At 64.1% G+C, this 25798-nt stretch carries 27 protein-coding genes and 1 tRNA gene; 24 read left to right on the top strand and 4 right to left on the bottom strand.

The annotated features are described in order from the left end of the window. Positions 1 to 43 precede the first annotated feature (43 nt). From QC821_RS17715 to QC821_RS17660, 12 genes are all read left to right on the top strand, one after another. A complete protein-coding gene (locus QC821_RS17715) occupies positions 44 to 859 on the top strand; it encodes a class I fructose-bisphosphate aldolase (RefSeq protein WP_309724250.1) in 816 nt (271 codons plus the stop codon). Then, positions 859 to 1899: a zinc-dependent dehydrogenase gene (locus QC821_RS17710; protein WP_309724247.1), complete on the top strand. Its 1041-nt coding sequence runs from the start codon at positions 859 to 861 to the stop codon at positions 1897 to 1899. Before QC821_RS17715 ends, QC821_RS17710 begins: the two co-directional genes overlap by 1 nt. Beyond that, entirely contained in the window at positions 1892 to 3400 is a 1509-nt protein-coding gene (locus tag QC821_RS17705) for a xylulokinase (RefSeq protein WP_309724245.1), read from the top strand. Before QC821_RS17710 ends, QC821_RS17705 begins: the two co-directional genes overlap by 8 nt. A gap of 173 nt (positions 3401 to 3573) precedes the next feature. Further along, positions 3574 to 4536 (top strand): D-2-hydroxyacid dehydrogenase, encoded by a 963-nt coding sequence (locus tag QC821_RS17700; protein WP_309724243.1) that lies wholly within the window; start codon positions 3574 to 3576, stop codon positions 4534 to 4536. Between the two features lie 787 nt (positions 4537 to 5323). Beyond that, a complete protein-coding gene (locus QC821_RS17695; protein WP_309724241.1) occupies positions 5324 to 6460 on the top strand; it encodes a glycerate kinase in 1137 nt (378 codons plus the stop codon). A 334-nt stretch (positions 6461 to 6794) separates the two neighbouring features. After that, a tRNA-OTHER gene (locus QC821_RS17690) sits at positions 6795 to 6877 on the top strand. A gap of 174 nt (positions 6878 to 7051) precedes the next feature. After that, a complete protein-coding gene (locus QC821_RS17685; protein ID WP_309724239.1) occupies positions 7052 to 7384 on the top strand; it encodes a type II toxin-antitoxin system RelE/ParE family toxin in 333 nt (110 codons plus the stop codon). Further along, entirely contained in the window at positions 7381 to 7686 is a 306-nt protein-coding gene (locus tag QC821_RS17680) for an addiction module antidote protein (RefSeq protein ID WP_095622248.1), read from the top strand. Before QC821_RS17685 ends, QC821_RS17680 begins: the two co-directional genes overlap by 4 nt. Positions 7687 to 7827: 141 nt before the next feature. Further along, complete coding sequence (locus QC821_RS17675) at positions 7828 to 8367, top strand: cytochrome b (protein ID WP_309724236.1); 540 nt, start codon at positions 7828 to 7830, stop codon at positions 8365 to 8367. Positions 8368 to 8454: 87 nt separating this feature from the next. After that, positions 8455 to 8949, top strand: coding sequence for a hypothetical protein (locus QC821_RS17670; protein ID WP_309724233.1), 495 nt, complete (start codon positions 8455 to 8457; stop codon positions 8947 to 8949). A 131-nt stretch (positions 8950 to 9080) separates the two neighbouring features. Beyond that, positions 9081 to 9494: a nucleoside diphosphate kinase regulator gene (gene rnk, locus QC821_RS17665; RefSeq protein ID WP_309724231.1), complete on the top strand. Its 414-nt coding sequence runs from the start codon at positions 9081 to 9083 to the stop codon at positions 9492 to 9494. A gap of 45 nt (positions 9495 to 9539) precedes the next feature. After that, complete coding sequence (locus QC821_RS17660; protein WP_309724229.1) at positions 9540 to 10148, top strand: LysE family translocator; 609 nt, start codon at positions 9540 to 9542, stop codon at positions 10146 to 10148. Between the two features lie 3 nt (positions 10149 to 10151). Here the strand turns inward: QC821_RS17660 and QC821_RS17655 are convergent, their stop codons facing one another. After that, the gene (locus QC821_RS17655) at positions 10152 to 10649 is read right to left on the bottom strand and encodes a copper chaperone PCu(A)C (protein ID WP_309724227.1); all 498 of its coding nucleotides are present in this window, start codon (positions 10647 to 10649) and stop codon (positions 10152 to 10154) included. Between the two features lie 109 nt (positions 10650 to 10758). Beyond that, positions 10759 to 12408, bottom strand: a complete 1650-nt coding sequence (locus QC821_RS17650; protein ID WP_309724225.1) for an isovaleryl-CoA dehydrogenase — start codon at positions 12406 to 12408, stop codon at positions 10759 to 10761. Between the two features lie 132 nt (positions 12409 to 12540). On the opposite strand from QC821_RS17650, the gene QC821_RS17645 reads away from it, so the two are divergent. The 5 genes from QC821_RS17645 (at position 12541) to QC821_RS17625 (ending at position 17616) form a co-directional block, all read left to right on the top strand. Continuing rightward, complete coding sequence (locus QC821_RS17645; protein ID WP_309724223.1) at positions 12541 to 13077, top strand: NUDIX hydrolase; 537 nt, start codon at positions 12541 to 12543, stop codon at positions 13075 to 13077. After that, complete coding sequence (locus QC821_RS17640; RefSeq protein ID WP_089657320.1) at positions 13074 to 14006, top strand: AAA family ATPase; 933 nt, start codon at positions 13074 to 13076, stop codon at positions 14004 to 14006. The genes QC821_RS17645 and QC821_RS17640 overlap by 4 nt, the downstream gene beginning before the upstream one ends. 3 nt (positions 14007 to 14009) lie before the next feature. Further along, positions 14010 to 14960: a DUF58 domain-containing protein gene (locus tag QC821_RS17635; protein WP_309724220.1), complete on the top strand. Its 951-nt coding sequence runs from the start codon at positions 14010 to 14012 to the stop codon at positions 14958 to 14960. Next, entirely contained in the window at positions 14957 to 17020 is a 2064-nt protein-coding gene (locus QC821_RS17630) for a transglutaminase TgpA family protein (RefSeq protein WP_309724219.1), read from the top strand. The genes QC821_RS17635 and QC821_RS17630 overlap by 4 nt, the downstream gene beginning before the upstream one ends. A gap of 83 nt (positions 17021 to 17103) precedes the next feature. Next, entirely contained in the window at positions 17104 to 17616 is a 513-nt protein-coding gene (locus tag QC821_RS17625) for a glutathione peroxidase (protein WP_309724217.1), read from the top strand. A gap of 2 nt (positions 17617 to 17618) precedes the next feature. Here QC821_RS17625 and QC821_RS17620 read toward each other — a convergent pair whose 3' ends face one another. After that, positions 17619 to 18005 carry a DUF7079 family protein gene (locus tag QC821_RS17620; protein ID WP_309724215.1) on the bottom strand — a complete coding sequence of 129 codons (387 nt, stop codon included), beginning with the start codon at positions 18003 to 18005 and terminating at the stop codon, positions 17619 to 17621. A gap of 134 nt (positions 18006 to 18139) precedes the next feature. On the opposite strand from QC821_RS17620, the gene fabV reads away from it, so the two are divergent. The 4 genes from fabV to QC821_RS17600 all read left to right on the top strand — a co-directional run bounded on the left by fabV (position 18140) and on the right by QC821_RS17600 (position 21690). Then, entirely contained in the window at positions 18140 to 19351 is a 1212-nt protein-coding gene (gene fabV / locus QC821_RS17615) for an enoyl-ACP reductase FabV (RefSeq protein WP_309724214.1), read from the top strand. A 79-nt stretch (positions 19352 to 19430) separates the two neighbouring features. Continuing rightward, positions 19431 to 19631: a hypothetical protein gene (locus QC821_RS17610; protein WP_309724211.1), complete on the top strand. Its 201-nt coding sequence runs from the start codon at positions 19431 to 19433 to the stop codon at positions 19629 to 19631. 157 nt (positions 19632 to 19788) lie between these two features. Continuing rightward, complete coding sequence (locus tag QC821_RS17605; protein ID WP_309724209.1) at positions 19789 to 20766, top strand: GlxA family transcriptional regulator; 978 nt, start codon at positions 19789 to 19791, stop codon at positions 20764 to 20766. 30 nt (positions 20767 to 20796) lie between these two features. Continuing rightward, positions 20797 to 21690 carry a DMT family transporter gene (locus QC821_RS17600; RefSeq protein ID WP_309724207.1) on the top strand — a complete coding sequence of 298 codons (894 nt, stop codon included), beginning with the start codon at positions 20797 to 20799 and terminating at the stop codon, positions 21688 to 21690. A 13-nt stretch (positions 21691 to 21703) separates the two neighbouring features. On the opposite strand, the gene QC821_RS17595 is transcribed toward QC821_RS17600, so the two are convergent. Continuing rightward, positions 21704 to 22321: a class I SAM-dependent methyltransferase gene (locus tag QC821_RS17595; protein WP_309724205.1), complete on the bottom strand. Its 618-nt coding sequence runs from the start codon at positions 22319 to 22321 to the stop codon at positions 21704 to 21706. A 139-nt stretch (positions 22322 to 22460) separates the two neighbouring features. Here QC821_RS17595 and QC821_RS17590 point away from each other — a divergent pair, with 139 nt between their 5' ends. From QC821_RS17590 to astA, 3 genes are read left to right on the top strand one after another with little or no spacing between them, the layout of a single operon-like run. Continuing rightward, positions 22461 to 23675 (top strand): aspartate aminotransferase family protein, encoded by a 1215-nt coding sequence (locus QC821_RS17590; RefSeq protein WP_309724203.1) that lies wholly within the window; start codon positions 22461 to 22463, stop codon positions 23673 to 23675. A gap of 41 nt (positions 23676 to 23716) precedes the next feature. Further along, the gene (locus tag QC821_RS17585) at positions 23717 to 24781 is read left to right on the top strand and encodes an arginine N-succinyltransferase (protein ID WP_309724201.1); all 1065 of its coding nucleotides are present in this window, start codon (positions 23717 to 23719) and stop codon (positions 24779 to 24781) included. Then, on the top strand, positions 24781 to 25797 hold the full coding sequence (astA, locus tag QC821_RS17580; RefSeq protein WP_309724200.1) for an arginine N-succinyltransferase: 1017 nt from the start codon (positions 24781 to 24783) through the stop codon (positions 25795 to 25797). The genes QC821_RS17585 and astA overlap by 1 nt, the downstream gene beginning before the upstream one ends. Position 25798: the final 1 nt, after the last annotated feature.

Raw genomic sequence — 25798 nt, 5'->3', positions numbered from 1 at the left:
AAGTTGTCAGCAAAATCTATTCATAAAAGGATTAAATATGTTCTTGGGCAAGCAGATCCGTATGAACCGTCTTCTCAATCCGAAATCTGGGCGCATGCTCGGCATCACGGTGGACCATCCGATCACTCGTGGCGTATTGCCCGGCATCGAGAATATCTCTCGGGTGCTCGAGCAAGTCGTCGCCGGACGTCCGGAGGCGGTAACCATGCATAAGGGCATCGCCGAGAAGGTTTTTCCGCCGCATGCGGGAAAGGTCTCCATGATCTTCAAGGCAAGCGCCTACTCCACTCAGTATCACCCCTACGACGAGGCGATCGTCGCGGAGGTGGATGAGGCTGTACGCTTCGGTGCCGATGCCATCTCGGTAGGGATGATCGTGGGTGGGCCCGAGCAGACCGCGCAACTTACCAACCTCGGACGTATATCCCGGGAGGCTGCGCTGGCCGGTATGCCACTGGTAGCTCACATTTACCCGAAGGGTTCCAAGATCAGTACACCTACGGAGTCCGATGCAGTCGCTTATGCCGTTCGCGCAGGAGCAGAGCTAGGCGTGGATCTAATTAAGACGGTATGGACGGGCTCCGGAGATAGTTTCCTTAAGGTGGTAGAGTCCTGCCCGTCTCGAGTGGCACTCGCCGGCGGTGAAATGGGAGATAATCTCGAAGACTATCTGAAGATGACTCGAGAAGCGCTGGACGTAGGTTTAGCAGGAGTTACCTACGGACGATTTGTGTGGCAGCACGAGCATCCAGCAGCAGTGATCCGCTCCATCTCAGCATTGATGCACGATGACGCCAGTGTTGAACAGGCACTCGGCATTTTCGATGAAACAGTTGCTCATGGGCAGGAGGTAGGCTAATGCACGCTGCAATATTCCATGCTCCGAATGATATCCGCTTTGCCGAAGTCGAGACCCCCAAAGCTGACGATGGAGAATTACTACTACGTGTGCGCGCGGCCACCATTTGTGGGACGGACATGCGGATCTACAACGGTCAGAAAACTAAGGGTGTTCGCACGCCTTCCATCATTGGGCATGAATTTGCGGGTGAAGTAGTGGATGTTGGGCGCGGGGTAAGGGGCTTCGCGGTCGGTGACGGAGTCTCGATGGATCCGGTAATCCCGTGCCTGAAATGTGAGTACTGCAAGCAAGGCCGGGAGAACGTCTGTGCCAACCGTACCGCGATGGGCTATGAGTTCGATGGTGCCTTCGCTGAATTCATCCGTATCCCGGCTACCGGCATAGCCTCAGGCAATGTCTACAAGCTGCACCCTGACACCTCCTGGGAACAGGCAGCATTAGCTGAACCCTTGGCCTGCTGTATCAATGGCCAGGAAAATGCCGAAGTGGGAATGGGAGACAGCGTTGTGGTGCTCGGTGCTGGCCCCATCGGGTTGATGCACCTTCAGCTTGCGCGTGTAGCAGGCGCTAGACAGGTGATCGTCAGCGAGCCCAATGCCAAGCGGAGAGAGGTAGCTGCTTCTCTCGGTGCTGATTTGGTCGTTGACCCTACGACGGAAGATCTCTCTGCTTGCGTAAAGGCCCGGTGCGACGGGATTGGCGCAGATGTGGTCATCGTTGCCATCGGTCTACCAGTACTAGTGAATCCAGCGATGCAACTGGTGCGCAAGAATGGCCGGGTTAACCTTTTCGCCGGCTTTACGGCAGGGGATACGGCCGTGGTGGACCCTAATCTCATCCATTACAACGAGATTAAGGTTAGCGGAGCCAGTGCCCTGACACGACGCCAGTACGAGAAGTCGCTGCGTCTGATTGAAGCAGGAGTGATCGCCGCCGGTGATCTCATTACTCACCGCCTGGCACTTGCAGATATCAATGAAGCAATGCAAGTCGCGGCCAGCGGTGAGGGGGTTAAGGTGTCGGTCGTACATGAGTAAAGTGTTGCTCGGCATTGATGCGGGGACTAGCGCCGTCAAAGTCTGTGCCTTTACGCCTGAAGGACAGTTACGTGCCAAAGCGCAGCGTGCTGTGTCGTTGGTCACGAATCAAGCTCGCTGGGCTGAGCTCGATCTGGAGCGTTACTGGCAGCTGGTCATCGAGGCGGTGAAAGAGGTGGCGGATCAAGTCGATGAGGTTTCCAGTATAGGCTTTGCTACCACATGCCCGACCTTGGTGCTGCTTGATAAGGCACTGAACCCTGTGCGTCTGGGCGTGAGCTACCTGGATAATCGGGCATGTGAATCGTTGCAGGGCCTCGCCGAGCGCCTCGGCGGTGAAGATGCTGCCTTTGTAACCACCGGCAACCGAGTGAGCTCCTCCACTTTTTCTGCGGCGACTCTGAATTGGGTGATGGAGCACGAACCGGAAATCTGGGCGCGAGTGCGCCATGTGGGCTTTCTTAACAGCTTCCTTGCCGCGAGGCTCGCCGGCGAACTCGCGACGGACCCGACTCAGGCCTCCTATTCCGGTCTCTTCTGTGTGCGTGAATCTGGCACAAACTGGGATGACGGTCTCTTGGATGCAGCAGGAATTAGCGCCGATAAAATGGTGCCGATCCGTCCACCGGAAGAAGCGGTCGGAGGTGTCAGCCCGGCTGCCGCGCGACTCACAGGGTTGTATGCAGGAACGCCGGTGGCCACGGGCGCAGCGGATACTGCGGCAGCGGCCTTCGCCCTCGGTATCAACCAGGCTCGGACTGCCTTTGAGTCTGTTGGCACCTCAGGGGTGGTGACATTCTGTCTCGACGAACCTGTGTTCGATAAGGTCTTCCTTAACCGCCGTCACATCATTCCCGGGCTTTGGCTTGCTCATGGCGCCATGTCCACGGTAGGCGGTGCCCTCGGCTGGATTCACAAGGAAGTCTGGCCGGAGCTGAATAGCCTAGACAAACTGGAAGAACTCGCTTCGGAGTCGCCGCCGGGGGCAAACGGAGTGGTTTTCTTACCCTACTTAGCGGGCGAGCGAAGCCCGCTATGGGATCCCAATGCCTCTGGAGCGTGGATTGGGCTGTGTTTAGGTAGCCAACGTTCCGACATGATACGTGCGGTGTTCGAGGGTACCGCTTACGGTCTGCTCCAAAACATGAGGCGGGCAGAGCAGAAATGGAACTGGCGACCCCATCGCATGCTCAGTGTAGGTGGTGGGGCCAGAAGTCGGTTCTGGCTACAGATCAAGGCAGATATCCTTGGTATTGAATTCTCTCAGTTAGATACTACAGACGCTGCGGCACTCGGTGCTGCCCTACTTGGGGGAGTTGCTGGGGGAGTTTTCAATGGCGTCGAAGATCCCCGACTCCCCACGGATCACTCGGGATTTAGCGAGATATTGCCGAGCAGGGATGAGCGTTGCCTTGAAACCTACCGACGAATGGCTAAAATCTACGACGAGTTGTATCCCGCACTCGCGAATTCGATGGATTCGCTAGCTGGTTTTAAGTAGCTGGAGGTTATTAAGTGCCACTATTGATATTTTAATTTTCATTGCAATTATTAGGTTGAGACACTGGCACTTGGTTAGGCGCATGTAGCGATTAAGTGGCTGGTGGGATTATGGACAAAATATCATCAACGCTTCCTTAGTATGACGATAAAAGTGTTAACGGATACGAGTTTATGAGTACTGTAAAAATTGTATTTCTTGACCGAGATACTCTCTCTCCAGAAGTGGTGTTGCGTGATCTAAGTTTCCCTCACCAGATGGTGGTTTACAGAAGAACTGAGCCACATCAAGTTGGTGAGAGGATATCAGATGCTGATGTTGTCATAACAAATAAGGTGCCGATCAAAGAGGCCGATATCAGTCAGGCAAGTCAGCTAAAACTGATTGCGGTGGCCGCGACGGGTTACGATGCAATTGCCTTGGAGGCTTGCAAGGCAGCGGGAGTTTCCGTTTGCAATGTACGTAATTATGCTATCAATTCTGTTCCTGAGCATACCTTCTCTTTAATCCTCGCGCTTCGACGTAGCCTAGTGCAATATCGACAGTCGGTTCTTGACGGGAGATGGGAAGATTCTGGTCAATTTTGTTATTTCGATTATCCAGTCGGTGATCTTTCAGGTACAACGCTAGGAGTTGTGGGAGATGGTGTCCTAGGTAAGGCCGTGGCAAAGCTGGGCGAAGCCTTCGGCATGAAAGTTCTCTTTTCATCACATAAAGGCGTTTCAGGTATGGGGTCGCTCTATACTCCATTTGAAGACGTTATAAGAACTAGTGATGTGATAACTCTTCATTGCCCCCTCACGGCATCCACGAGAAACATGATTTCATTTCAAGAGTTTTCTAATATGAAGCGACAGCCGTTGATTATAAATACCGCTCGCGGAGGGTTGGTTGACGAAGAGGCATTGGAGTATGCGCTCGATACCAAACAGATCGGTGGCGCTGGTTTCGATGTAGTTACAAAAGAGCCGCCGGGGCAGTCACATATCATGAGAAGTTTGGCCAATCGGCCGAATGTTATCGTCACTCCGCACGTTGCGTGGGCGAGTGTCGAAGCGGTGCAAGGGTTAGCGGATCAACTTATTGGAAACATTGAAGAGTACTGGAAAGGATGTGCTAGGAATGTTGTTGTTTGATCCCGGCGTATTCATCGGGTAGGTGAGTTGGCCCAATTCGCGGTGTTGACCTTCCCTCGGCAGGTTACTGTCAAGACGAAATCGCTTCGTCGCTCACCGACATAAATATGGAATGCGAAATTTCCTGAGTTTTTTGATAACTACATAGCATTAAAATTCATGCTTTGGATAAGTAGTATCATCGACTGGGACTCATCGACGGGGCTGAGGCATCTTGTCGGTGATGCTTGCCCGTGAGGCGAGGGTGGTTAGCCGGGGGAGTCCACGTAGCAGAGTGGGCCGCCAATAGCCAATGCGCGCCACCACTCGCCGGCCTTTTTCAATAATCTCGTCGGGATACTGGGCCAGGAAGGTGGCCAGCTCGGCCTCCACGGGCTTGGTGATTAGGTCCCAAGCTCTTTAGTGTAACAACTCATGCAACGGGTCAGTGACCTCGGCTTCTGGCTGTGAAAGAGTTCGGGGGTAGAATCGATCATGGCGTATCCGCCTGTGTTGGTTGAGATCTTTTTCGTGATCAATCAACAGGATACGCTACCTTTCCTACCTCCTCCCGTACACCAGAAATCACTATCGCTCTTTCCGGTGTCCTTCAACTGTCCGGCACCGCAACTAAGAGGCACCCTGCTCTGGTGGGTGAAGTTCCTTCATCGCAGCGTGCATGCGCTTTATGACGGAAATGTATAATAATTGGGCATATGGCTAATTATGTTAGGGGCTGGTGATGCTTCCCGCACAACACGTTTCACCCAATGTTGGGATAAAAATTTCCACATATAAGGAAGAATGAATGAGAGTTGTACTGGCGCCAGATAGCTACAAGGATGCGGTTTCAGCGGAGGAAGTGGTGCGTGCTCTGCGCCGGGGCGTGCTCAAGGCTTGCCCGGAAGCAGTGGTAGACAGTTGCCCCCTTGGGGATGGGGGTGAAGGCACCTTGGATGCTCTGCTGGTCTCAATGGGGGCCGAGGAGTGCATGTCTACTGTGACCGGCCCTATGGGGAAATCACGTATCGCACGCTGGGGCTGGGTCGCGGATCAGAAGCTCGCAATTGTGGAGTTGGCCGAGTCCAGTGGTATTCAACTGGTTCCTTTGGCACATCGAGATGCTATGAAGGCTTCAACCTATGGGCTTGGGGAAGTCATCTTGGATACCCTGGATCACGGGGCGGAGCGCATCATCCTGACCCTAGGAGGTAGTGCCACGAATGACGGTGGGGCGGGGATGCTGCAGGCGCTCGGAGTTCGTCTTCAAGATGAAGCTGGCGCGGCCATCCAGCCCGGAGGGGAAGGCCTGGCTTTTCTGGCGGAGCTTGATGTCGTTGGCATGGATAGTCGTCTTGCCGACGTCCAATTCGAGGTCGCAGTAGATGTATCCAACCCCTTGTGCGGCGAGAACGGCGCCAGCGCCATTTTCGGGCCTCAGAAAGGCGCGAATTCTGAGCATGTGGCCTTTCTGGACAAGGCGCTCTACGGGTTTGCCGAGATAGTGGAGGCTGCTCTCGGAACGAATTTTGCTAAGGCGCCTGGAGCTGGGGCTGCTGGCGGTGTCGGCTTTGCGGCAATGACGTTGCTGCAGGCCACGCCTCGGCCGGGTATCGAGATCGTCATGGAGCTGGTGGGCTTCGAGGAGAAGCTTGCAGGAGCTGATCTGGTGATCACGGGAGAAGGCAGCGTTGACCGCCAAAGCCTGTCAGGCAAGACCCCGGTGGGAGTGGCAAGGGCTGCGGCTCGTACAGCGGTCCCGGTAGTGCTGCTAGCAGGACGTTTCGGTGAGGGCTGGCGCGAGGTGTATCAGATAGGCGTCACGGCAGCCTTCCCGCTGGCGGATCAAGCCATGGGCTTGGAGGAGGCCATGGCCCGGACGTCAGAGCTCCTGGAGGACCGAGCGGAAGCCGTCATTCGGCTTTACGGGGCTTCTCGCCCATGAGATTAGCCAGCAATGCGTCACACCCGCCGGCATGGGAGTTTACCCCGCCGAGATCAGCACCCCGCCACCGGCGAGCAGCGCCTCCACCGCCCACGCAGGCAGTTTCCATACGCTGAGCAGCAGGAAGTCGGTGAGTATTTCGGGCTCATGCTCAATGATGGTTGTTGGAAATGCCTATGATCAAACGCATCTGTCTACGCAGCGGACGAGCGTCCGCTCCAGTGGCTGGAGTAATGTGGTCGCAGTTTGGTCGCAGTTTGCAGCGACTCTACGTTGTGTGTGTAAGCAATGTAAGTCTGCAAGCGGTTGATTTATCGACAAATGCCCGTGGCAAGCGCGGCCTAGAGTTGTCGTAAAACGGATTCAAAATCCGCCGGGTGCAAGCCCTTGTCGGTTCGAGTCCGACCGCCGGTACCATTTAAATCAAGCCGTTAGCGGTTCCTTCCTTGGCTTGGTTCTATAGCAAGATTCTAATGTGTCAACAGAGTGTCAATCGACCTTTGGCGAGTCATCGCGCCAGTTTGGTGTGCACGGCGCATGTGTAAGCTCGCCCCCATTCCTTTCTGTAGCTTTTAGGCTACAATGCTTTTGATGATGGAGCTGACACACTACCTCACCGCCGACGGACACGATCCATTTCAAGTGTGGTTAGATGACACTAAGGCCAAGGATCGTCAGGCCGCTATGCGGGTGCTGACTCGCCTAAACCGCTTGGCTGCTGGAAATGCAGGAGATACCAAGGCCGTTGGTGATGGGGTGCTGGAGCTACGCATCGATTACGGCCCTGGCTACCGCGTCTATTACGCCAAGGTGGGTAGGCGCCTGGTGATGTTGTTGATCGGTGGCACCAAGAAGCGCCAGCAGGCCGACATTGAGCAGGCCAAGGCGTTTCTGGCAGACCACCGAAGGAGAACCCGGACATGAAAAGCCACGATACCGCTGTGATTGAGATGCTGCGCGATGATCCTGACATGGCGATTGACTACCTACGCACTGCTTTTGACGAGCTGGACGAGGAGGGCGGAGAGTCTGCCTTCTTGATGGCCCTGCGCCATGTGGTGGAGGCTCAGGGTGGCATGGCTGTCGTTGCCGAGCGTGCCAAGGTGTCACGCGAAAGCCTGTACCGAGCGCTGTCCCCAAAGGGGAATCCAACGCTGCGAACCATGACGGCCGTTATCAAGGCGACTGGGATTCACTTCCACGATCTGACGCATCATGCCTCGTGATCTGAGAGAAGGCGTGGCAAGACGCATTATCCAGAATCATCTAAGCGCATCTCGAGTTTGTTTCAGGTGCTGCACTTGGTCACTGAGAACGCCCTTTAAATAGCCACTATGTGACGGACATTCCCCCAAGAGAGCAGAACGATGGCACTACCGCTGCGTGATACCCATACCCACTACGGCCGTATCAGCCGTGCCTTTCACTGGGCGATGGCGCTGCTGTTTGCCTGGCAGTTCACCAGCGTGGCGGCGCGGGTGCTGTTCGAGGATTCCATCTTCGACGATTTCATGTGGGCGTGGCATCGCGATGTCGGGGTGCTGCTGTTCACGCTACTGCTGTTGCGCGGTGCCTGGGGGCTGCTCAATCTGTCGCGGCGTCCGCCATCGGTGAGCGTGATGGCCAAGCTCGGTCATCTGGTGCTGTATGGGCTGATGCTGGTGGTACCGTTGGTGGCGCTGCTGCGTCAGTACGGTTCGGGGCGCTCGCTGTCGGCCTTCGGTATTCCATTGATGCCGGGCTTCGAGGGCCCCGAGATCGAGTGGATGGTAGCACTGGGCAGTGTTTTCCATGGCTTCCTGGGCTGGACGCTGCTGGTGCTGATCCTCGGCCATGTGGCGATGGTGGCAATTCATCGCCGTTACGCGCATCACGATGTGCTGACGCGCATGGCGGGAAGTCGCTAACGCTGAGCGTCTGTTGACGGTGGGGAGGGTGCCAAGGGCCCTGCGCTGGCGTAGTCTTAGGGTATCGCTACAACGAGGAACCCGTGCATGCCACGCAGCAAGAACAAGCGTCACAAGCCTACACCGTCGTCTTCCCGGCCGGCGCCGCGCAAGCGCCCCTTCAGCCCCAGGCGCCTGGTCCGCGGCGTGCTGATAGCAGTGGCGATTCTCGCCGTGCCGGCGGCCTGGTTCGCCATGGAGGCGTGGCAGGCGCGGGAGGTCAGTGACCTGAGCGTGATCGGCGGCGGCGAGCCGGTGGTGGTACAGGTGCACGAGCCGGGCTGCACCAGCTGCGAGCAGCTGCTCGAACAGGCTCAGGAGGCGCGCAGTCGCCTGGATGAGGAACTGACCCTGCGGCGCGCCAACATCGCCAGCAGTAGTGGTAGGCGGTTCGCCTATGAGTACGGCGTGTCGCAAAGTACCCTGGTGCTGTTCGATGCCCGCGGTGGGGTAGTGGATATCAAGCGCGGCGTGGTGCCAGCCGACGAGCTGGAGGCCGACTTCATCGCGCTGCAGGAACTGCCCCGCCCGCGTCGCCGCTAGGGCTGTCAAAGCCTTGGCGAAAGCCTTATAGTGAATCGATACACAGTCCTTTGCCCTATCCAGGGCGAAGGGCTGTTTTCGTTGTCAGGCCGTATCTACGTTATTATAGCGTTTGCGGATAGGAGAGACCCATGTCATCACGCCCCAAGATCATCATCAATCGGCTCGACGCCGAGCGGCTGCAGCGGCTGATCGATGCCGCCAGCGACAAGGACCTGGCGGTGGCCGAGTCGCTGGAAGCCGAGCTGGAGCGCGGTGAGGTGGTCGACCCCGAGCAGATCCCCGCCGACGTGGTCAGCATGAACAGCCAGGTGCAGTTTACCGATCTGGGACGTGGCCGTCAGCTGGTGCGCACCCTGGTCTATCCGCGCTCGCTGGCCGAGAGCGAGGATGGCCTGTCGGTGATGGCGCCGATCGGCGCGGCGCTGCTGGGTCTAAGGGTCGGCGACGTGATTGACTGGCCGCTGCCCGACGGCAGCGAGACCCGGCTGCGCATCGATGCGATTCTCTGGCAGCCTGAGCGCGAGGGGCAGTTCCACCGCTGAGAGCGGCCTGGCCAGGCTGTTTGAGCCCTTGAACGAGGAAATCGGATGCCGTTATCGCTGTGGTTGTCGCTGGTAGCGATCTGCGCGGTGGGTGCCATGTCGCCGGGCCCCAGCCTGGCACTAGTGCTGCGCCATACCCTGGGCGGTGGGCGCCTGCCGGGCGTCGTCGCGGCGCTCTCCCATGCGCTGGGCGTGGGCCTTTACGCGTTACTCACCGTATGGGGCCTGGGAGCGCTGATCGCCCGCCAGCCACTGCTGTTCCAGTTCATCACCTGGGCAGGGGCGGCCTATCTGGCCTGGCTGGGGATCAAGGCGTTGCGCGCCGGACGGGCGGCAGCCCTGGAGCCGAACGCGGTACTCACCACCGGTCCCCAGGCGGCCCGCGAGGGCATGTTGGTGGCGCTGGGCAATCCCAAGCTGATCCTGTTCTTCGTGGCGCTGCTCAGCCAGTTCGTCAGCCCCGAGATGAGTGTCGCGGCCAAGGCGCTGATCGTGCTCACCGCCATGATCATCGACGGTGGCTGGTACGTGATCGTGGCGGTGGCGCTGTCGCACTCGCGGGTGCTGCCCTGGCTGCAGGCCAGGGCGCACTGGGTCAACCGCATCACCGGCGTGCTGCTGATCGCGATTGCGCTGAGAGTGGTGGTCGGCTAGCCGTCAGTGGTCGTGGTGATGGTGGCCGTCGGCCGCCTCGCCGCCCTCGTTGGCCTCCTGAATCCACACTTCGACCTCGATCTCGCCCTGCTCGGCAAACTCCAGGGTCAGTGGGAAGCTATCGCCTTCGACGAGGGTCTCTTCCAGGCCCAGTAGCATCAGGTGGTAGCCGCCGCCGGGGCGCATGGTCACTGTCTCGCCGGCCTCGACGTCGATGGCGTCGAGTTTGCGCATCTGCATGTTGCCGTCGTCCATGATCATGTCGTGAATTTCCACCACCGCGCTGATCGGGCTGCTGGCGCCGACCAGCTCGGCGGGCTCGTCGACGGCGGTAATATCCAGGTAGGCGGCGCCGTTGGGCGCCCCCGGCGGCGTCGGGGTGGCGAAGGGGTGAGCGATGCGGATGTCGTCGAGGGTAAAGTCATGGGCACTGGCCAGTGACGGCAGCAGTGTGCAGCCGAGCAGCAGGGCGGAGGCAAGCGAGGCGGTGCGGGTGATCATCGATAATCCTTGTCGTCGTATGTTGGCGTTAACCCTTGGGTCACCCAAAGCTTACGACAGCCGGGCCGGCTGCCAAGCGTCGTTTTGTCGCAACCGCAGCATAGGGCTGTCAGTTGCTCGGTGTCACCCGTGCCAGAATTTCCGCCAGAGGGGCGTCCGCCGGCAGCACCCCGTAGGCGGGGCTGACCTCGCCCAGCCGTGCCCGGCAGAAGGTCGCGGCCACTGCGGTCGGGGTATGGCGCAGCAGCAGCGCTGCCTGCAGGCACTGGGCAAGGCGCTGGGTCAGCCAGCGTGCCTGGGGCACCAGCGCTTCGCTGGGCATGCCCAGGGTGCGCTCGAGCTCGCCCAGCGCGCGGTCGTAATGGGCATTCTGTCCACGCGGCGCGTCCAGCTCGTGGCGCAGTGCAGCCACCGCCTCGGGGTGCTTGCCCAGCACGCGCAGCACATCCAGACAGATCACATTGCCTGACCCCTCCCAAATCGAGTTGACCGGCGCCTCGCGGTACAGCCTGGCCAGCGGTGTCTCCTCGACGTAGCCAATGCCGCCCAGGCACTCCATGGCCTCGGCCATGAACCCCGGGCCGCGCTTGTTGTGCCAGTACTTGGCCAGCGCCGGGGTGATGCGCGCCAGGCCCTGCTCGTGTTCGCTATGCGGGGTGTCGAAGGCGCGGGCGATGCGCAGCGCCAGTGCCACGCCGGCCTCGACCTCGAGCGCCAGGTCGGCAATCACCGCGCGCATCAGCGGCTGATCGGCAAGACGCTGGCCGAAAGCGTGGCGGGTCTGGACGTGCTGCCAGGCCAGTAGCAGCGCCTGGCGCATCATGCCCACCGGCGCGGTGGCGGCGTCGAGGCGGGTTTGCTGAACCATCTCGAGAATGGTGGCGATGCCGCGCCCGGGTTCGCCGATCGGCTGTGCCCAGGCGTGGCGATACTCGATCTCGGCGGAGGCGTTGGCACGATTGCCGCATTTGTCCTTGAGGCGCTGCAGCTCGATGGCGTTGCGCTCGCCGTCTGGGGTGAAGCGCGGCACTAGAAAGCAGCCCAGACCCTCATCGGTCTGGGCCAGGGTCAGGAAGGCATCCGACATCGGCGCACTGCAGAACCACTTGTGGCCTACCAGGCGCACGCCGTCTTCGCTGGCTTCGGCGCGGGTGGTGTTGGCGCGCACGTCGCTGCCGCCCTGTTTCTCGGTCATCGCCATGCCCAGGGTCACTGCCGGCTTGTCGCTGGCCGGCAGGGCGCGGGGATCATAGTCCCAGGCCAGCAGGGGCGGCGCCCACTGGGCCAGCACCACGGGGGCATGACGCAGCGCCGGCATGGCGGCATGGGTCATGGTGACTGGGCAGCAGACGCCCGGCTCGGCCTGGGTCAGCAAATAGAGCGCGGCGACGTGGGCCTGGTGGCCGCCGCGGGCCTCCTCCTGCCAGGCCACGGCGTGCCAGCCCTGGTCGCAGGCCAGGTGCATCAGCTCGTGGTAGGCGGGGTGGTAGCTGACCTCGTCGAGGCGTCGGCCGTGGCGGTCGAACAGCCGCAGCTCCGGCGGATGGCGATTGGCCTGCTCGCCGAGCGTCTGGACGCGGCGGCTGCCGACCTGCTCGCCGAGAGGCGCCAGGCGGCGGGCGACCCACTCCGGGGCTTCTCGGGCCAGCGCCTGCTGTAGGGGAAGGTCCAGGGCGAACAGGTCGAGGTCGCTGTCCGCCGGCGGCTGGTTGAGCACCTCGTGGGTGGCGAGCCGCTGGCGTGGGGCATGGTCGTGCATGGCGAGGCTCCTGCAGCGCTGCTATGGATCGAGCATGGCCAGCGCTCAGCGTGGGGTCAACGTCGAGAGCTGCGCTAGCCGCGACTGATGCGACTGGTTACGCTGAGCACTGTTCTGCCATGGGAGTCCGTCATGCCCCCCGAGGTTTCCGCGCCGGCGCCGCTGATCGCTGATGAGCGCATCCAACTGGTCGATGCCTGCAACCGCCCTTGCGGCAGTGCGCCGCGTGCGCTGATGCGGCGCTTTCACTTCTGGCACCGCGCCACCTATGTGGTGGTGCTGAATGCTAGCGGCGAGCTCTGTGTCCAGCGCCGCACTCTGACCAAGGAGGTGTTTCCTGGAGGCCTCGACCTGGCCGCGGGAGGCGTGGTCGGTGCCGGCGAATCGGTACACGTGGCGGCGCGCCGTGAGCTGGCCGAGGAGCTCGGTATTCGCGGCGTGGCGCTGCGCTACTGCCTGGCCTTCCGCTACGCCGCCGATGGCAACCATATCTTCGGCAGCGTCTATCTGGTGCAGCATGACGGGCCGCTCGCGCTGCAGGCCGAGGAGGTTGCCGATGCCTTCTGGCTGCCGCTGGATGAGGCGCTGTCCCTCGACGAGGTGACCCCGGATACCCGCACTGCAGTGCGACGTTTGCAGCATGCAGGCCTTCTGGCGGAGGCGTCATGAACCGCCGTGAGCCGCTGGCTGCGGCGCGCCTCGACGACCTGCTGGCGGCCCTCGAGGCGGTGGTGCGCGGCAAGTCCCGGCAGGTGCGGTTGGCGCTGTGCTGTCTGCTGTGTCGCGGCCATCTGCTGATCGAGGATCTGCCGGGGCTGGGCAAGACCACCCTGGCCCAGTCGCTGGCGCGGGTGACCGGGCTGGACATGCAGCGCCTGCAGTTCACCAGCGACCTGCTGCCGGCCGACGTGCTGGGGGTTTCGGTGTTCGACCCGCGTCAGGCCAGCTTTCACTTCCATCCGGGGCCGATCTTTCATCAGCTGGTGCTGGCCGACGAAATCAATCGCGCCACTCCCAAGACCCAGAGCGCGCTGCTCGAGGCGATGGAGGAGGGGCAGGTCACGGTGGAGGGTGAGACCCGCCGTTTGCCTGAACCGTTCTTCGTCATCGCAACCCAGAACCCCCAGGAGCAGGCCGGCACCTTCGCGCTGCCGGAGTCGCAGCTCGACCGCTTCCTGATGCGCCTTTCGCTGGGCTACCCCGACGCGCGCGCCGAACGCGAGATCCTGCGCGGAGAAGCCGGTCGCGCCCAGTTGGAAGAGCTGGCCCAGTGGCTGGATGCCGAGACCCTGTGTGGCTGGCAGGCGCGGGTCGCCGAGGTGCATGTGGCGGATGCGTTGCTCGACTATCTGCAGGCGCTGGCCGCCGCCAGTCGCACGCATCCCGAGCTGCCCTGGGGGCTGTCGACCCGGGCGGTGCTGGCACTGCTGCACGCCGCCCGCGGCTGGGCGCTGCTGGCGGGGCGCGACCATGTGCTGCCGGAAGACGTCCAGGCGGTATGGGTGCCGGTAGTTGGCCATCGGCTCAGCGACGGGCGCCGCGAGGAGGGGGAGGCGCTGGCCCACCACCTGCTGGCCAGCGTGCCGGTCTCGGTCTAGGCCATGGCCGGTCTGTCTCCGATACGGCAGCTGCATGACTGGTGGCAGCGGCGACGGCTGAGCGCGGCCGGCCAGCCGCTCGGCGCCCAGCGGCTGTTCCTGATGCCGACCCGTTTCGGGGTGATCTGGGCGGTGCTGATCCCGGTGCTGCTGCTGTTCGGCATCAATTATCAGAACAACCTGGCCTATGGTCTGGCCTTCTGGCTGTTCGCCGTGGCGCTGGTGTCGCTATGGCGCGGCTGGCGCAACCTGCACGGTGTGTCCCTCACGGCGAGTGCCTCGGGCGAGGTGTTTGCCGGCGACCTGGCGCATCTGAGCGTTCGCCTGAGCGCGGCGCGCCACCGCCACGCGCTGCGCGTGGTACTGGTGGCTGGCCCAGGTCAGGTGGCCGCCGCCGAGGGGGAGATACGCGGTACCGAGTTGATCCTGCCGCTGGCGGTGCCCACTCTGCATCGCGGTCAATGGCGGCTGCCGCCGCTGCGTCTGGAGAGCGCCTGGCCGCTGGGGCTGGTGCGGTTGGTCGCCTGGATCGACAGTGGCGTCGAGCTGCTGGTCTATCCGGCTCCCGGTGAGACCGGCGAGGCCCTCGCGCGGCGCCGTGGTCAGGGGCTGGCGCCCCAGGACTTCGCCGGCCTGCGCCGTTTCGAACCCGGTGATGGCCCGGCGCGGCTGGCCTGGAAGCAGTGGAGCCGCACCGGCGTACTCAGCACCAAGGCGTTCAGCCTGCCACCGCGTCGCCAGCGCTGGCTCGACTACGATGCCTGCACCGGCGAGCCCGAGGCGCGGCTGTCGCAGCTGTGTGCGCAGCTGCTCGACTACCACCGCGCCGGTGACCTTTACGGGCTGCGCCTGCCGGGGCTCGAGCTGGCCCCGGCCAGCGGGCCGGCCCAGCGGCGCCGTGCGCTGCAAGCGCTGGCGCGCTGGGCCGCGCCGTCCACGAGGAGCGGCTCATGAGCGCCCCCTCGGCGCTGCTCGCCGACGGCCGCAGCCTGTCGGCGCCGCTGCTGATCCAGCTGTTCATCGGCCAGTGTCTGGTGCTGGCACTGCATCTGCCGTTCATGCCGCCGTGGCTGCTGGGCGTGGCGCTGGCCGCTGCCGGTTGGCGCTTCCTGCAACTGCGTCGGCGGTTGCCGCGGGCCGGCGTGCTGCTGCGCCTGACCGCGGTGGTCGGGGTGCTGGCGGGGCTATGGCTGCAATATGGTGGGCTGATGGGCATGCAGGCGCTGATGGGCGTGCTGCTGGGGATCTATCTGCTCAAGCTGCTCGAGACCCACGACCGCCGCGACGGCCGGGTGGTGGTGATCATCGGCTTCGTGACGCTGACTGCCGCCTTCCTCCACGATCAGAGCCTGCTGATGAGTGCTGCGGCGCTACTGGCCGCGGCCTGGCTGCTGCAGACACTGGTGGTGCTGGCCGGCGGCCGGCCCGGGCGCGCTGCCTGGCGCGAGGCGCTGTGGCTGCTGGCGCTGTCGGCGCCGCTGATGGTGGTGTTGTTCCTGGTGGTGCCGCGGATCGGTCCGCTGTGGAGCCTGCCCCAGGCCGATCAGGCCGCCACCGGGCTCAGCGATGAGATCGCCCCGGGCGACATTGCCCAGCTGTCACGCAGCGACGCGCGGGCCTTCAGAGCGCGATTCGACGGCGCCGAGCCGCCCCCTGCCGAGCGCTACTGGCGGGTCTATACCCTGTCGCAGTTCGACGGCGAGCGCTGGACGCGGATGGGTCCCGAGCAGCATGCGGCCAGCGCCGGCCAGCCGGTATCGCGTTTCGTCCAGGAGGCCAGCCGCTCGCCATACGATGCCGGCGCGCCGCGCTATATCGCCGAGCTGCTGCTGGAGCCGGACAGCCGCCCCTGGCGACCGAGCCTGGGGACACCGCTGGCCAGCGACGCCCGCCAGCGCTACCTGGCCGACGGCACCCTGGAAGGCCTGGTGCCGCTCTCATCACGGGGTCTGCTGCAGGTGGGCAGCAGTGCCGCAGCACCGCGCTATCCCGACCCCGCCGGGCCGGCCTGGCATCGGCTGCTGCCGCAGGACGCCAACCCGCGCAGCCGCGAGCTTGCCGAGCGACTTTGGCACGCGGCCGAGGGCGACCCGCGGCGCTATCTGGCGGCGCTCATGGCGCGCTTTGGTGAGGCGCCGTTTCGCTACACCCTGAGCCCGCCGCCGTTGGCCGGGCGCGACCGTATCGACGACTTCCTGTTCGATACCCGTGCCGGCTACTGCACTCACTACGCCTCGGCGGCGGCGGTGATGGCGCGGATGGTGGGTATTCCGGCGCGGGTGGTGGTGGGCTTTCAAGGCGGTGAGCGCCATCCCGACGGCCACTTCACGATACGCGACTACGACGCCCACGCCTGGATCGAGGTATGGTTGGATGGTGCCTGGGAGCGTCTCGATCCGACCGCGGCGATCGCCCCAGAGCGCATCGAGCAGGGCGCTGAGGCGTTTCTCGGCGGCAGCGATGACTTCCTGGCCGATGCACCCTTCTCGCCGCTACGGCTGCGCGAACTGGGCTGGGCCAACCGCCTGCGGCTCAACGTCGAGCGTGCCGAGTATCGCTGGCAGCGTGGTGTCATCGGCTATCAGCGCGAGCGCCGTGAGGCGCTACTGGCGGGGCTCACCGAGCGTCTCGCCACGCTGTGGTCGAGGTTGGGGCAACTGACCCTCGGCGACGCGCTGCATCTGGCCGCAGTCGCCACCGGGTTACTGCTGCTGTGGTCGGCGATACGCCGCTGGCGTCAGCGCTGCGCGGGCGGCGAGGGGCATCGGGTACGGCTGCTCCAGGCCTGGCTCGCCAAACGCGGCCACGGCCCCCTCGGCGGCGAGTCGCCGGCGGCCCACCTGCGCCGCATTGCCCCTGTGGCAGGACCGGCACAGGGGGCCCTGGAGGGCATGGCCAACGATCTCGAGCGGCTGCTGTATGCGCCGCTACCGGAGGCCGAGCGGCGCCTGCGCCGTCGCCGATTAGTGCGCCAGCTGGCCGAGATCAAGCGACGCTGGCCGCGTCGTAGATGATGGCTCGGACTGGCGCCGCGACGCCGGGCATGGCATCGTGGAAGCCTCGGTTTTGCGTTTTTCACCCAGCGCTAGCGGCGGCCATGGCATCTCGACCCTCACTCCCCTTGCATGAACTGGACTGTCGTACCCATCGCGGCGAGCCCTTCAACCTGCGCGCGCTGCGCGGCCAGGTGCTGCTGGTGGTCAACGTCGCCAGCCGCTGCGGCTATACCCCTCAGCTCAAGGAGCTGGAGTCGCTTTATCGGCACTACCATCGCCAGGGCTTTACGGTGCTGGCGTTTCCCTGCAACCAGTTCGCCCGTCAGTCGCCGGAGTCAGCCAAGGCCTTCTGCAGCTTCAGTGAGCGCGAGTATGCGGTGACCTTTCCGGTAATGGAGAAGGTCCGTGTCAACGGGCCGCGCGCCCATCCGCTGTTCGTGGCGCTGCGCCGTCAGGCCCCCGGGGTGCTGGGCAGCACCCTGATCAAGTGGAATTTCACCAAGTTCCTGGTCGGACGCGATGGCCGGGTGCTGCGTCGCTTCGGGCCGCGCGCCGGCGAGAGTCAGATGCGCGTGGCACTGGAGGAAGCCCTCGACCAGCCCTACGAGGTGTAGGGTCAGGGCGCTTCGCCGCGGGCGATCATCACCCGCGTCATCAGCTCGTTCCAGCGGTGGCGGGTCATCATGGTGATCAATCCCGAGAACAGCGCCCAGCTCTTGCGACGCCAGCCGCGCAGCCGCAAGTTGTGGGCCACCAGGCGCTTCATCAGCTGATGATCATCGAAGCGCCGCCACTCGCTGGCCACCGACATCTGGGTGCGTGACAGCACCGGTGCCAGCTCGATGCGAAAGATCCACTCGAGTTCGTCGAGGGTCAGCTCGTGGCGCTGGATGACCTCGACCATGCGTGCATAGTCGCGCTCGCGGGGTTCGCGATCCAACCACAGCGGGGCCAGTGCCAGCCACAGCTCGCCGCGTTCATCGACCAGAGTCTGGGCGTCCATCGTTCTCTCCTGCCGGGTTCGTCGCATCCTAGCCGGCAATCTTGTCCCACCCGGCGATCTACCTCAAGGGCGGACAGCGTCTAGCTGTGTGGGTAGAATGACGCCAACTGTCCACTGTCGTATCGAGGTCTGACGTGATCATCAAACCCAAGGTTCGCGGTTTCATCTGTACCACCACCCATCCGGTCGGCTGCGAGAAGAACGTGCTCGAGCAGATCGAAGCCACCCGTGCCCGCGGGCTCGACAAGAGCGCCGGGCCAAAGAAGGTGCTGGTGATCGGTGCCTCCAGCGGCTACGGGCTGGCGGCGCGCATTACGGCGGCCTTTGGCTACGGCGCCGACACCCTGGGGGTGTTCTTCGAGAAGCCGGGCAGCGAGAAGCGTACCGGCACCGCCGGTTGGTACAACAGCGCGGCGTTCGATAAGTTCGCCAAGGCCGAAGGGCTCTACAGCAAGTCGATCAACGGCGACGCCTTCTCCCATGAAGCGCGAGAAAAAGCCATCGAGATGATCAAGGCCGATCTCGGCCAGGTCGATCTGGTGGTCTACTCGCTGGCCTCGCCGGTGCGCAAGCTCCCCGACAGCGGTGAGCTCAAGCGCTCGGCGCTCAAGCCGATCGGCGAGACCTATCGCGCCACCGCCATCGATACCAACAAGGATGCCATCATCGAGGCCGAGGTCGAGCCCGCCACCCAGCAGGAGATCGACGACACCATCACGGTGATGGGCGGCGAGGACTGGGAGCTGTGGATGGGTGCCCTCGACCGGGCCGGCGTACTGGCACCGGGCGCGCGTAGCGTGGCATTCAGCTATATCGGCACCGAGATCACCTGGCCGATCTACTGGCACGGCGCGCTGGGCAAGGCCAAGGAGGACCTGGACCGTGCCGCCGGTGAGATCGACGCCAAACTCAAGGCCAGCGGTGGTGGCGCCAATGTGGCGGTGCTCAAATCGGTGGTGACCCAGGCCAGCGCGGCGATTCCGGTGATGCCGCTGTATATCGCCATGGTCTATCGGGTGATGAAGGAGCAGGGACTGCATGAGGGCACCATCGACCAGCTCAACCGGCTGTTCGGTGAGCACCTCTACTCCTCTCAAGGCCTGGCGGGCGAGTTCTCCACCGACGAGGCCCGCCGTCTGCGCCTCGATGACTGGGAGCTGCGCGATGACGTGCAGCAGGCCTGCAAGGACCTGTGGCCCAAGGTGACCAGCGATAACCTGTTCGAGATCACCGACTATGCCGGCTACAAGCACGAGTTCCTCAAGCTGTTCGGCTTCGAGCGCGACGACGTGGACTACGATGCCGATGCCGACCCGGTGGCCGACTTCGACGTGGTGGAGCTGTGAGCGAGTGGTGAACACCCCCGTTGCGGGGTAGTCTGAGGGGGTAACGCAGGATTTTTCCCTGGGCAGCGAGGAGGTCCCTATGGACACCAAGGAAAGCAAGACCCCGGAAGAAGAGAAAGAGCACGTGATGGGACAGCGGATCCCCGAGGACTTCGACGAAGCCGAGCCGCAGCGTCAGCCCGAGGCGAAGAAACCGCCCACGGGCATGCACAAGCTGCTGCCGGTGGCGGTGGTGCTGGTTCTGATCGCCGGCCTGGCGTTCCACTTCCTGGGCCGCTGACACTCGGCGGATACGCTTGACGCCGGGCCCGTAGGGCTCGGCGTTTGCGTATCTGCGACCCGTGCTTGCATCGCGCGTCGGTCGATTGGCCGCGGGGCACTGCCCGAAACGTGGCAATTGGGTAAGATGTGGGGCCCAGCCCCTCACAGCGATAGCGATGCCTGCACTTAGACCCGCCAGCGCCCAGCCGGGCAATAGCCGCCAGATCGCCTTCCTGCTGCTGCCGGGTTTCTCGCTGCTGGCGCAGGCCTGTGCCCTGGAACCGCTGCAGGTGGCCAATCAACTTGCCGGTGCGCGCCTCTATGTGCCGTCGACCTACGGTCTGGAGGCACGTGAGATCCGCAGTGCCAGTGAACTCGGGCTGACCCCGCGCCATGCGGTGGGAGAGGACGACGGCGGTCTCGATATGCTGCTGGTGTGCGCGCCCAGTCCGCTACCGCAGAGCCTGCCAGCGAAGGTATGCGATTGGCTCAAGCGCCTCGCCGGTCGCGGCGTGGTGCTGGGCGGCGTGGCCGGTGGGACCGAGGTGCTGGCCCGGGCCGGGGTGCTCGACGGTTACCGTGCGACCCTGCCATGGCAGCGCTTCGACGCCTTCGCCCGCGACTACCCGCGGGTCAATCTCTCCCAGCAACTGTTCGAGATCGACCGCGACCGGCTGACCTGCGGGGGCGGTACCGCGGCGATGGACATGATGATGACGCTGATCGGCCAGCACCACGGCCAGCGGCTCGCCGAGCGGGTCTCGGAGCATTTCGTCTGCGAGCGCATTCGCCCCGGCGATGAGCCCCAGCATGTGCCGCTGCGCTCGCGGTTGGGGCATGCGCCGCAGAGCCTGGTCGAGGCGGTCACGCTGATGGAGGCCAATATCGAGGAGCCGTTGACCACCCATGAGCTGGCCGAGCACCTGGGCATCTCGCGGCGCCAGCTCGAGCGGCTGTTCAAGAAGTACCTGCAGGCGGTGCCCAGCCGCTACTATCTGGACCTGCGCTTGCAAGAGGCGCGCAAGCTGCTGCGCGAATCCGACCGCGCGGTGGGCGATATCGCGCTGCTGACCGGCTTCTCGTCCGGCGCGCACTTCTCCACCGCCTATCGCAACCACTTCGGCATGACCCCGCGCGAGGAGCGCCTGGTCTGAGCGAGCTGCCCTGCGGGGCGTGACAAGGAGGTGCTTATTCGCGCACTACGCCCCCATTTATTTCTGCTGCTGGTGGCGGCGATCTTCGCCGGCAACATCCTGGTCGGCAAGGCGCTGGCGGGCCTGCCGCCGTTCACCATCTCGCTGGGTCGGGTCTTCATCGCGCTGCTGATCATGCTGCCTCTGGGCTGGCATCAGGCGCGCCGCGGCTGGCCGCTGTTTCGCGAGCACTGGCGGCCGCTGGTGGGGCTGGCGCTGACCGGGGTAGCGTTCTTCAATGCGTTGATCTATGCCGCGCTCAACTTCACCAGCGCGACCAACGTGGCGATTCTCGAGAGCATGATTCCGGTGGTGACATTGCTGTTCAGCGTGGCACTGCTCGGTGAGCGCTTCCGCGTCGTGCAGTGGCTGGGGGTGGCGCTGTCGCTGGCCGGTGCGGTGACGGTGATCACCGCCGGTCAACAGGGGCCTGCCCTCGCCGCCGGGATCAACCCCGGCGATGCCATCATGCTGCTGGCGGTGCTGGTGTGGGTGGGCTACTCGCTGCTGGTCAAGACGCACATGGCGCGCTTTCCGCGCTACGGCGGCCTGCTGGTAATGCTGGTGATCGCCAACTTGGCGCTGGCGCCGATCGCGCTGTTCGAAGGCGCCGCCCAGCAGCTGCCGCAGATCAGCGGCGAGCAGCTGCTGGGGCTGGCCTACCTGGGGATCTTCCCCTCGGTGGTGGCGCTGCTGCTCTACAACAGCGCCCTGGCCGACATCGGCCCGACCCGCGCGGCGATCTACCTCAACTTGTTGCCGGTGTTCACCATGCTCGGCGCCTGGTGGTGGCTCGACGAGCGCATCGTGGCGCTGCAGGTGCTGGCCAGTGCGGTGGTCATCGTCGGCGTGTGGTTGACCATCGCGCCGCGCAGGACATCGTGAGCGCCGCCAGAGCCTAACGCTTGCTGGCCAGCAGGGCGCGAAACAGATCACCCATCATCACCGGCGTGTCGTGCTCGATGACGAAGCCGGCGCTCTCCAGCAGCGGCCGGGCCTGGCGGGTGATATCGGTGGCCAGCGCCGTGGTCACCAGGTTTAGCGCACGGCGACCGATCCCGGCGGGATGGGCGTCGGGCTGGAACTTGTCCATCACGCACAGCTGGCCGTCGCGGGTCAGTACGCGGTGGGCCTCGGCCAGGCCGCGTGCCGGGTCCGGCATCACCGCCACGATCAGGTGCATCACCACCACGTCGAAGTGGCCGTCGGGGTAGTCGAGGTCGGCGGCGTCCATGCTGTATGCGGCGACATCGAGGTGCAGCGCCTCGGCGCGACGCGCGATGCGCTTGACCATGGCCGGCGCCAGGTCGGTGGCGTGGATCTCGACGTTGCGCGGCAGGAAGGGCAGGTCGAGCCCGGTGCCGGCGCCCACCAGCAGCACCCGCATGCCGGGCGTCCAGGTCACCTGCTCCAGCGACTGGCGCCGCGCGCGGCGGAAGGCGCGTCCGGCGACCAGGTCGTAGACCGGCGCATAGAGGCTGTAGCGCAGCCGATTCCAGGCGGTGGTGTTGAGCATGGTGACGCCCTCGCACATGCGGAAACTGACCGTTAGTCTAACCGCTTTTCATAATTCGCCGTCCCATTGCTGAAAGCCCGGCGTGACGACGGCGCCGTATACTCGTTGTATCAATCGATCCCCGTGGATGGAGACCCTCATGAGCCAGACCCCGACCCGCAGCGACTTCGACCGTTACATGACGCCCAACTATTCGCCGCAGCAGGTGATCCCGGTGCGCGGCGAGGGTAGCCGCCTATGGGACCAGCAGGGCCGTGAGTACATCGACTTCGCCGGCGGTATCGCGGTCAACTCGCTGGGGCACTGCCACCCGGTGCTGGTCAACGCCCTCAAGGCCCAGGCCGACAAGCTCTGGCACCTCTCCAACGTCTACACCAACGAGCCGGCGCTCAAGCTCGCCCGCGCTCTGGTCGAGCGCACCTTCGCCGACAAGGTGTTCATGTGCTCCTCCGGCGGCGAGGCCAACGAGGCGGCGCTCAAGCTGGCGCGGCGCTGGGCGGTGGACCACCACGGCGAGCACAAGGACAAGATCATCTCCTTCTCGCAATCCTTCCACGGGCGCACCTTCTTCACCGTCAGTGTCGGCGGCCAGCCCAAGTACTCCCAAGGCTTCGGCCCGGTGCCCGGCGGTATCCTGCACGCCACCTACAACGACCTCGACAGCGTGCGCGCGCTGGTCGGCGATGACACCTGCGCGATCATGGTCGAGCCGATGCAGGGCGAGGGCGGTATCGTCCCCGCGACCCAAGAGTTCCTGCAGGGCCTGCGCGATCTCTGCGACGCCCATAATGCCCTGCTGGTGTTCGATGAAGTGCAGACCGGCGCCGGACGCTGCGGCGAGCTCTACGCCTACAAGAACTATGGCGTGGTTCCCGACATCCTGACCAGCGCCAAGTCGCTGGGCGGCGGCATTCCGGTGGGCGCGATGCTGACCACCGATGCGATTGCCACCTCGCTGGCCGTCGGCACCCACGGCTCCACCTACGGCGGCAACCCGCTGGCTTCGGCGGTGGCCTTGGCAGCCATCGAATTCATCGATACGCCGGAGGTGCTGGCAGGGGTGAAGAAGCGCCACGAGCTGTTCCGCGAGCACCTCGAGACCATCAACCGCAAGCACGGGGTGTTCCAGGAGATCCGCGGCATGGGCCTGCTGATCGGCGCGCAGATGGCGCCAGCCTACCAGGACCAGGCCAAGGACATCCTGCCGCTGGCCATCGACGAGGGCCTGATGGCGCTGATCGCCGGCCCCAACGTGCTGCGCATGGCGCCGTCGCTGGTGATTCCCGAGGCCGATATCGAAGAGGGCATGGCGCGCCTCGAGCGTGCCATCGCCAAGTTGGTGGCCAAGGCGTGAGCCGAGTGCCCGCCCCATCGTCTCGCTCAGGAGGACACGCCATGCTGGTCGTTCGTCCCGCCCGCGCGGCTGACCTGCCGGCCCTGGAGCGTCTCGCCGGCAGCGCCACGCCGCGCCTGACCAACCTGCCGGCGCACCGCGACCGTCTCGAGGAGCGCATCACCCGCTCCCAGCGTGCCTTCAGTCGTGCAGTGGAGTTCCCCGGCGACGAGCACTACACCTTCGTGCTCGAGGACCGCGAGCGCGGCGAGGTGGTGGGCACCGCCACCATCCGCGCCCAGGCCGGCGCCAACGAGGCCTACTACACCTATCGCCAGGAGACCCTGATTCACGCCTCGCAGCAGCTCAACGTACGCCGCGAGGTGCAGACCCTGTCGCTGTCCCACGAGGTCTCCGAGGCGACCCTGCTGTGCGCGCTGTCGCTGGATCCCCGCTACCAGGGCACCAGCGCGGTGAGCCTGCTGCGCCGCGCGCGGCTGATGTTCATCGCCCAGTACCCGGAGCGCTTCGCCGAGATCCTCGCCGTGGCCTTCCCGGGCTACCTGGACGGCGACGGCGAGTCGCCGTTCTGGAACAGCGTCGGCCGCCACTTCTTCGTGCGCGGCTACCAGGAGATGAATCATATCGCCGGGGTGCGCTCGAAGAGCTTCATCGCCGAAGTGATGCCGCAGTTCCCACTCTACCTGCCGCTGCTCACGCCCCAGGCGCGGGCCGCCATTGGCCGTGAGCATCCGTACCACGAGCCAGCCCTGGAGGAGATGCTGGCCGAGGGCTTCGTGCGCTCGCGGCATGTCGATATCTTCGACGCCGGGCCGGTGGTCAAGGCCGAGCGCGCGCGCCTCGAGTCGTTCCGGCGCGCCGCCTGGCACCCAGTGCGGGTGCGCCCGGCGCATACCCTGCCCGACGCCGAGCCGGCAATGATCGCCAACCAGCAGCTCGCCGATTTTCGCTGCGTGGTGGCGCGCTATGCGCTGTCGCCCACCGGGCAGCTGATGCTGTCACCCGAGCATGCCGAGATTCTCGGTGTGGAAGAGGGCCGCGCAGTACTGGCCGCTCCCCTGGCGCTGCCCGCCGCCATCGATGCACTCGACGAGGGAGAACTGTGATGCACATTCGTCCGATTGCCCGCGGCGACCTCGACGGCCTCCAGGCGCTGGCCCAGCAGACCGGCGTGGGCTTCACCTCGCTGCCCGATAACCGCGACTTCCTGGCCAGCAAGATCGAACTGGCGGTCAGTGCCTTCGAGGAGCGCACGCCGGCGGACGACCGGCTCTACTTCTTCGTGCTCGAGGACGACACCAGCGGCGAGCTGGCCGGCTGCTGTGCCATCGAGGGGCAGGTCGGCCGCGAGGTGCCGTTCTACAACTACCGGCTAGGTACCCTGGCGCACTCCTCGGTGCAGCTCGACCTGCACCGTACCATCGACACCCTGTTCCTGAGCTCCGACCACACCGGCGATGCCGAGGTGTGCTCGCTCTATCTGCGCCCTGAGTATCGCCGCCACCGCAACGGTGCGCTGCTCTCCAAGGCGCGCTGGCTGTTCATGGCGCAGTTCCGCGACCGTTTCCCGGCCAAGGTGCTGGCGGAGATGCGCGGGGTCTTCAACGAGGCCGGCATCAGCCCGTTCTGGGAGTGCCTGGGCAGCCACTTCTTCCCCATGGACTTCAACGAGGCCGACCGCCTGACGGGGCTGGGGCAGAAGAGCTTCATCGGCGAGCTGATGCCCAAGTTCCCGATCTACACCACCTTCATGAGTGAGGAGGCGCGGGCCTGCATCGGCGAGGTCCACGAGCACACCCGTCCGGCGCTGGAGATGCTCAAGAAGGAGGGCCTGCGCTGGGAGGGCTATATCGACATCTTCGACGGCGGCCCCACGGTGGAGGCCTATATCGACGATGTGCGCGCGGTGCGCGATTCGCGGCTGTGCCAGGTCGAGGTCACGTCCCAGGCCGCCAGCAGCGAGCGCCACACCTGGCTGGCATCGACCACCGGGATGCTCGATTTCCGCGCCGCCTGGGTCGGCCGCGGCCCCGACGAGAACGGGGTGATCGTTCTTACCGAGGAGGAGGCGCAGCGACTAAACGTCGGTGCCGGCGATTCCCTCCGTCTACTCGAAACCTAGG

The sequence above is a fragment of the Franzmannia qiaohouensis genome (assembly GCF_031451695.1).
In the GTDB taxonomy this organism is placed as follows: Bacteria; Pseudomonadota; Gammaproteobacteria; order Pseudomonadales; family Halomonadaceae; genus Franzmannia; species Franzmannia qiaohouensis.
This window is presented reverse-complemented; position numbering and strand designations above follow the sequence as displayed.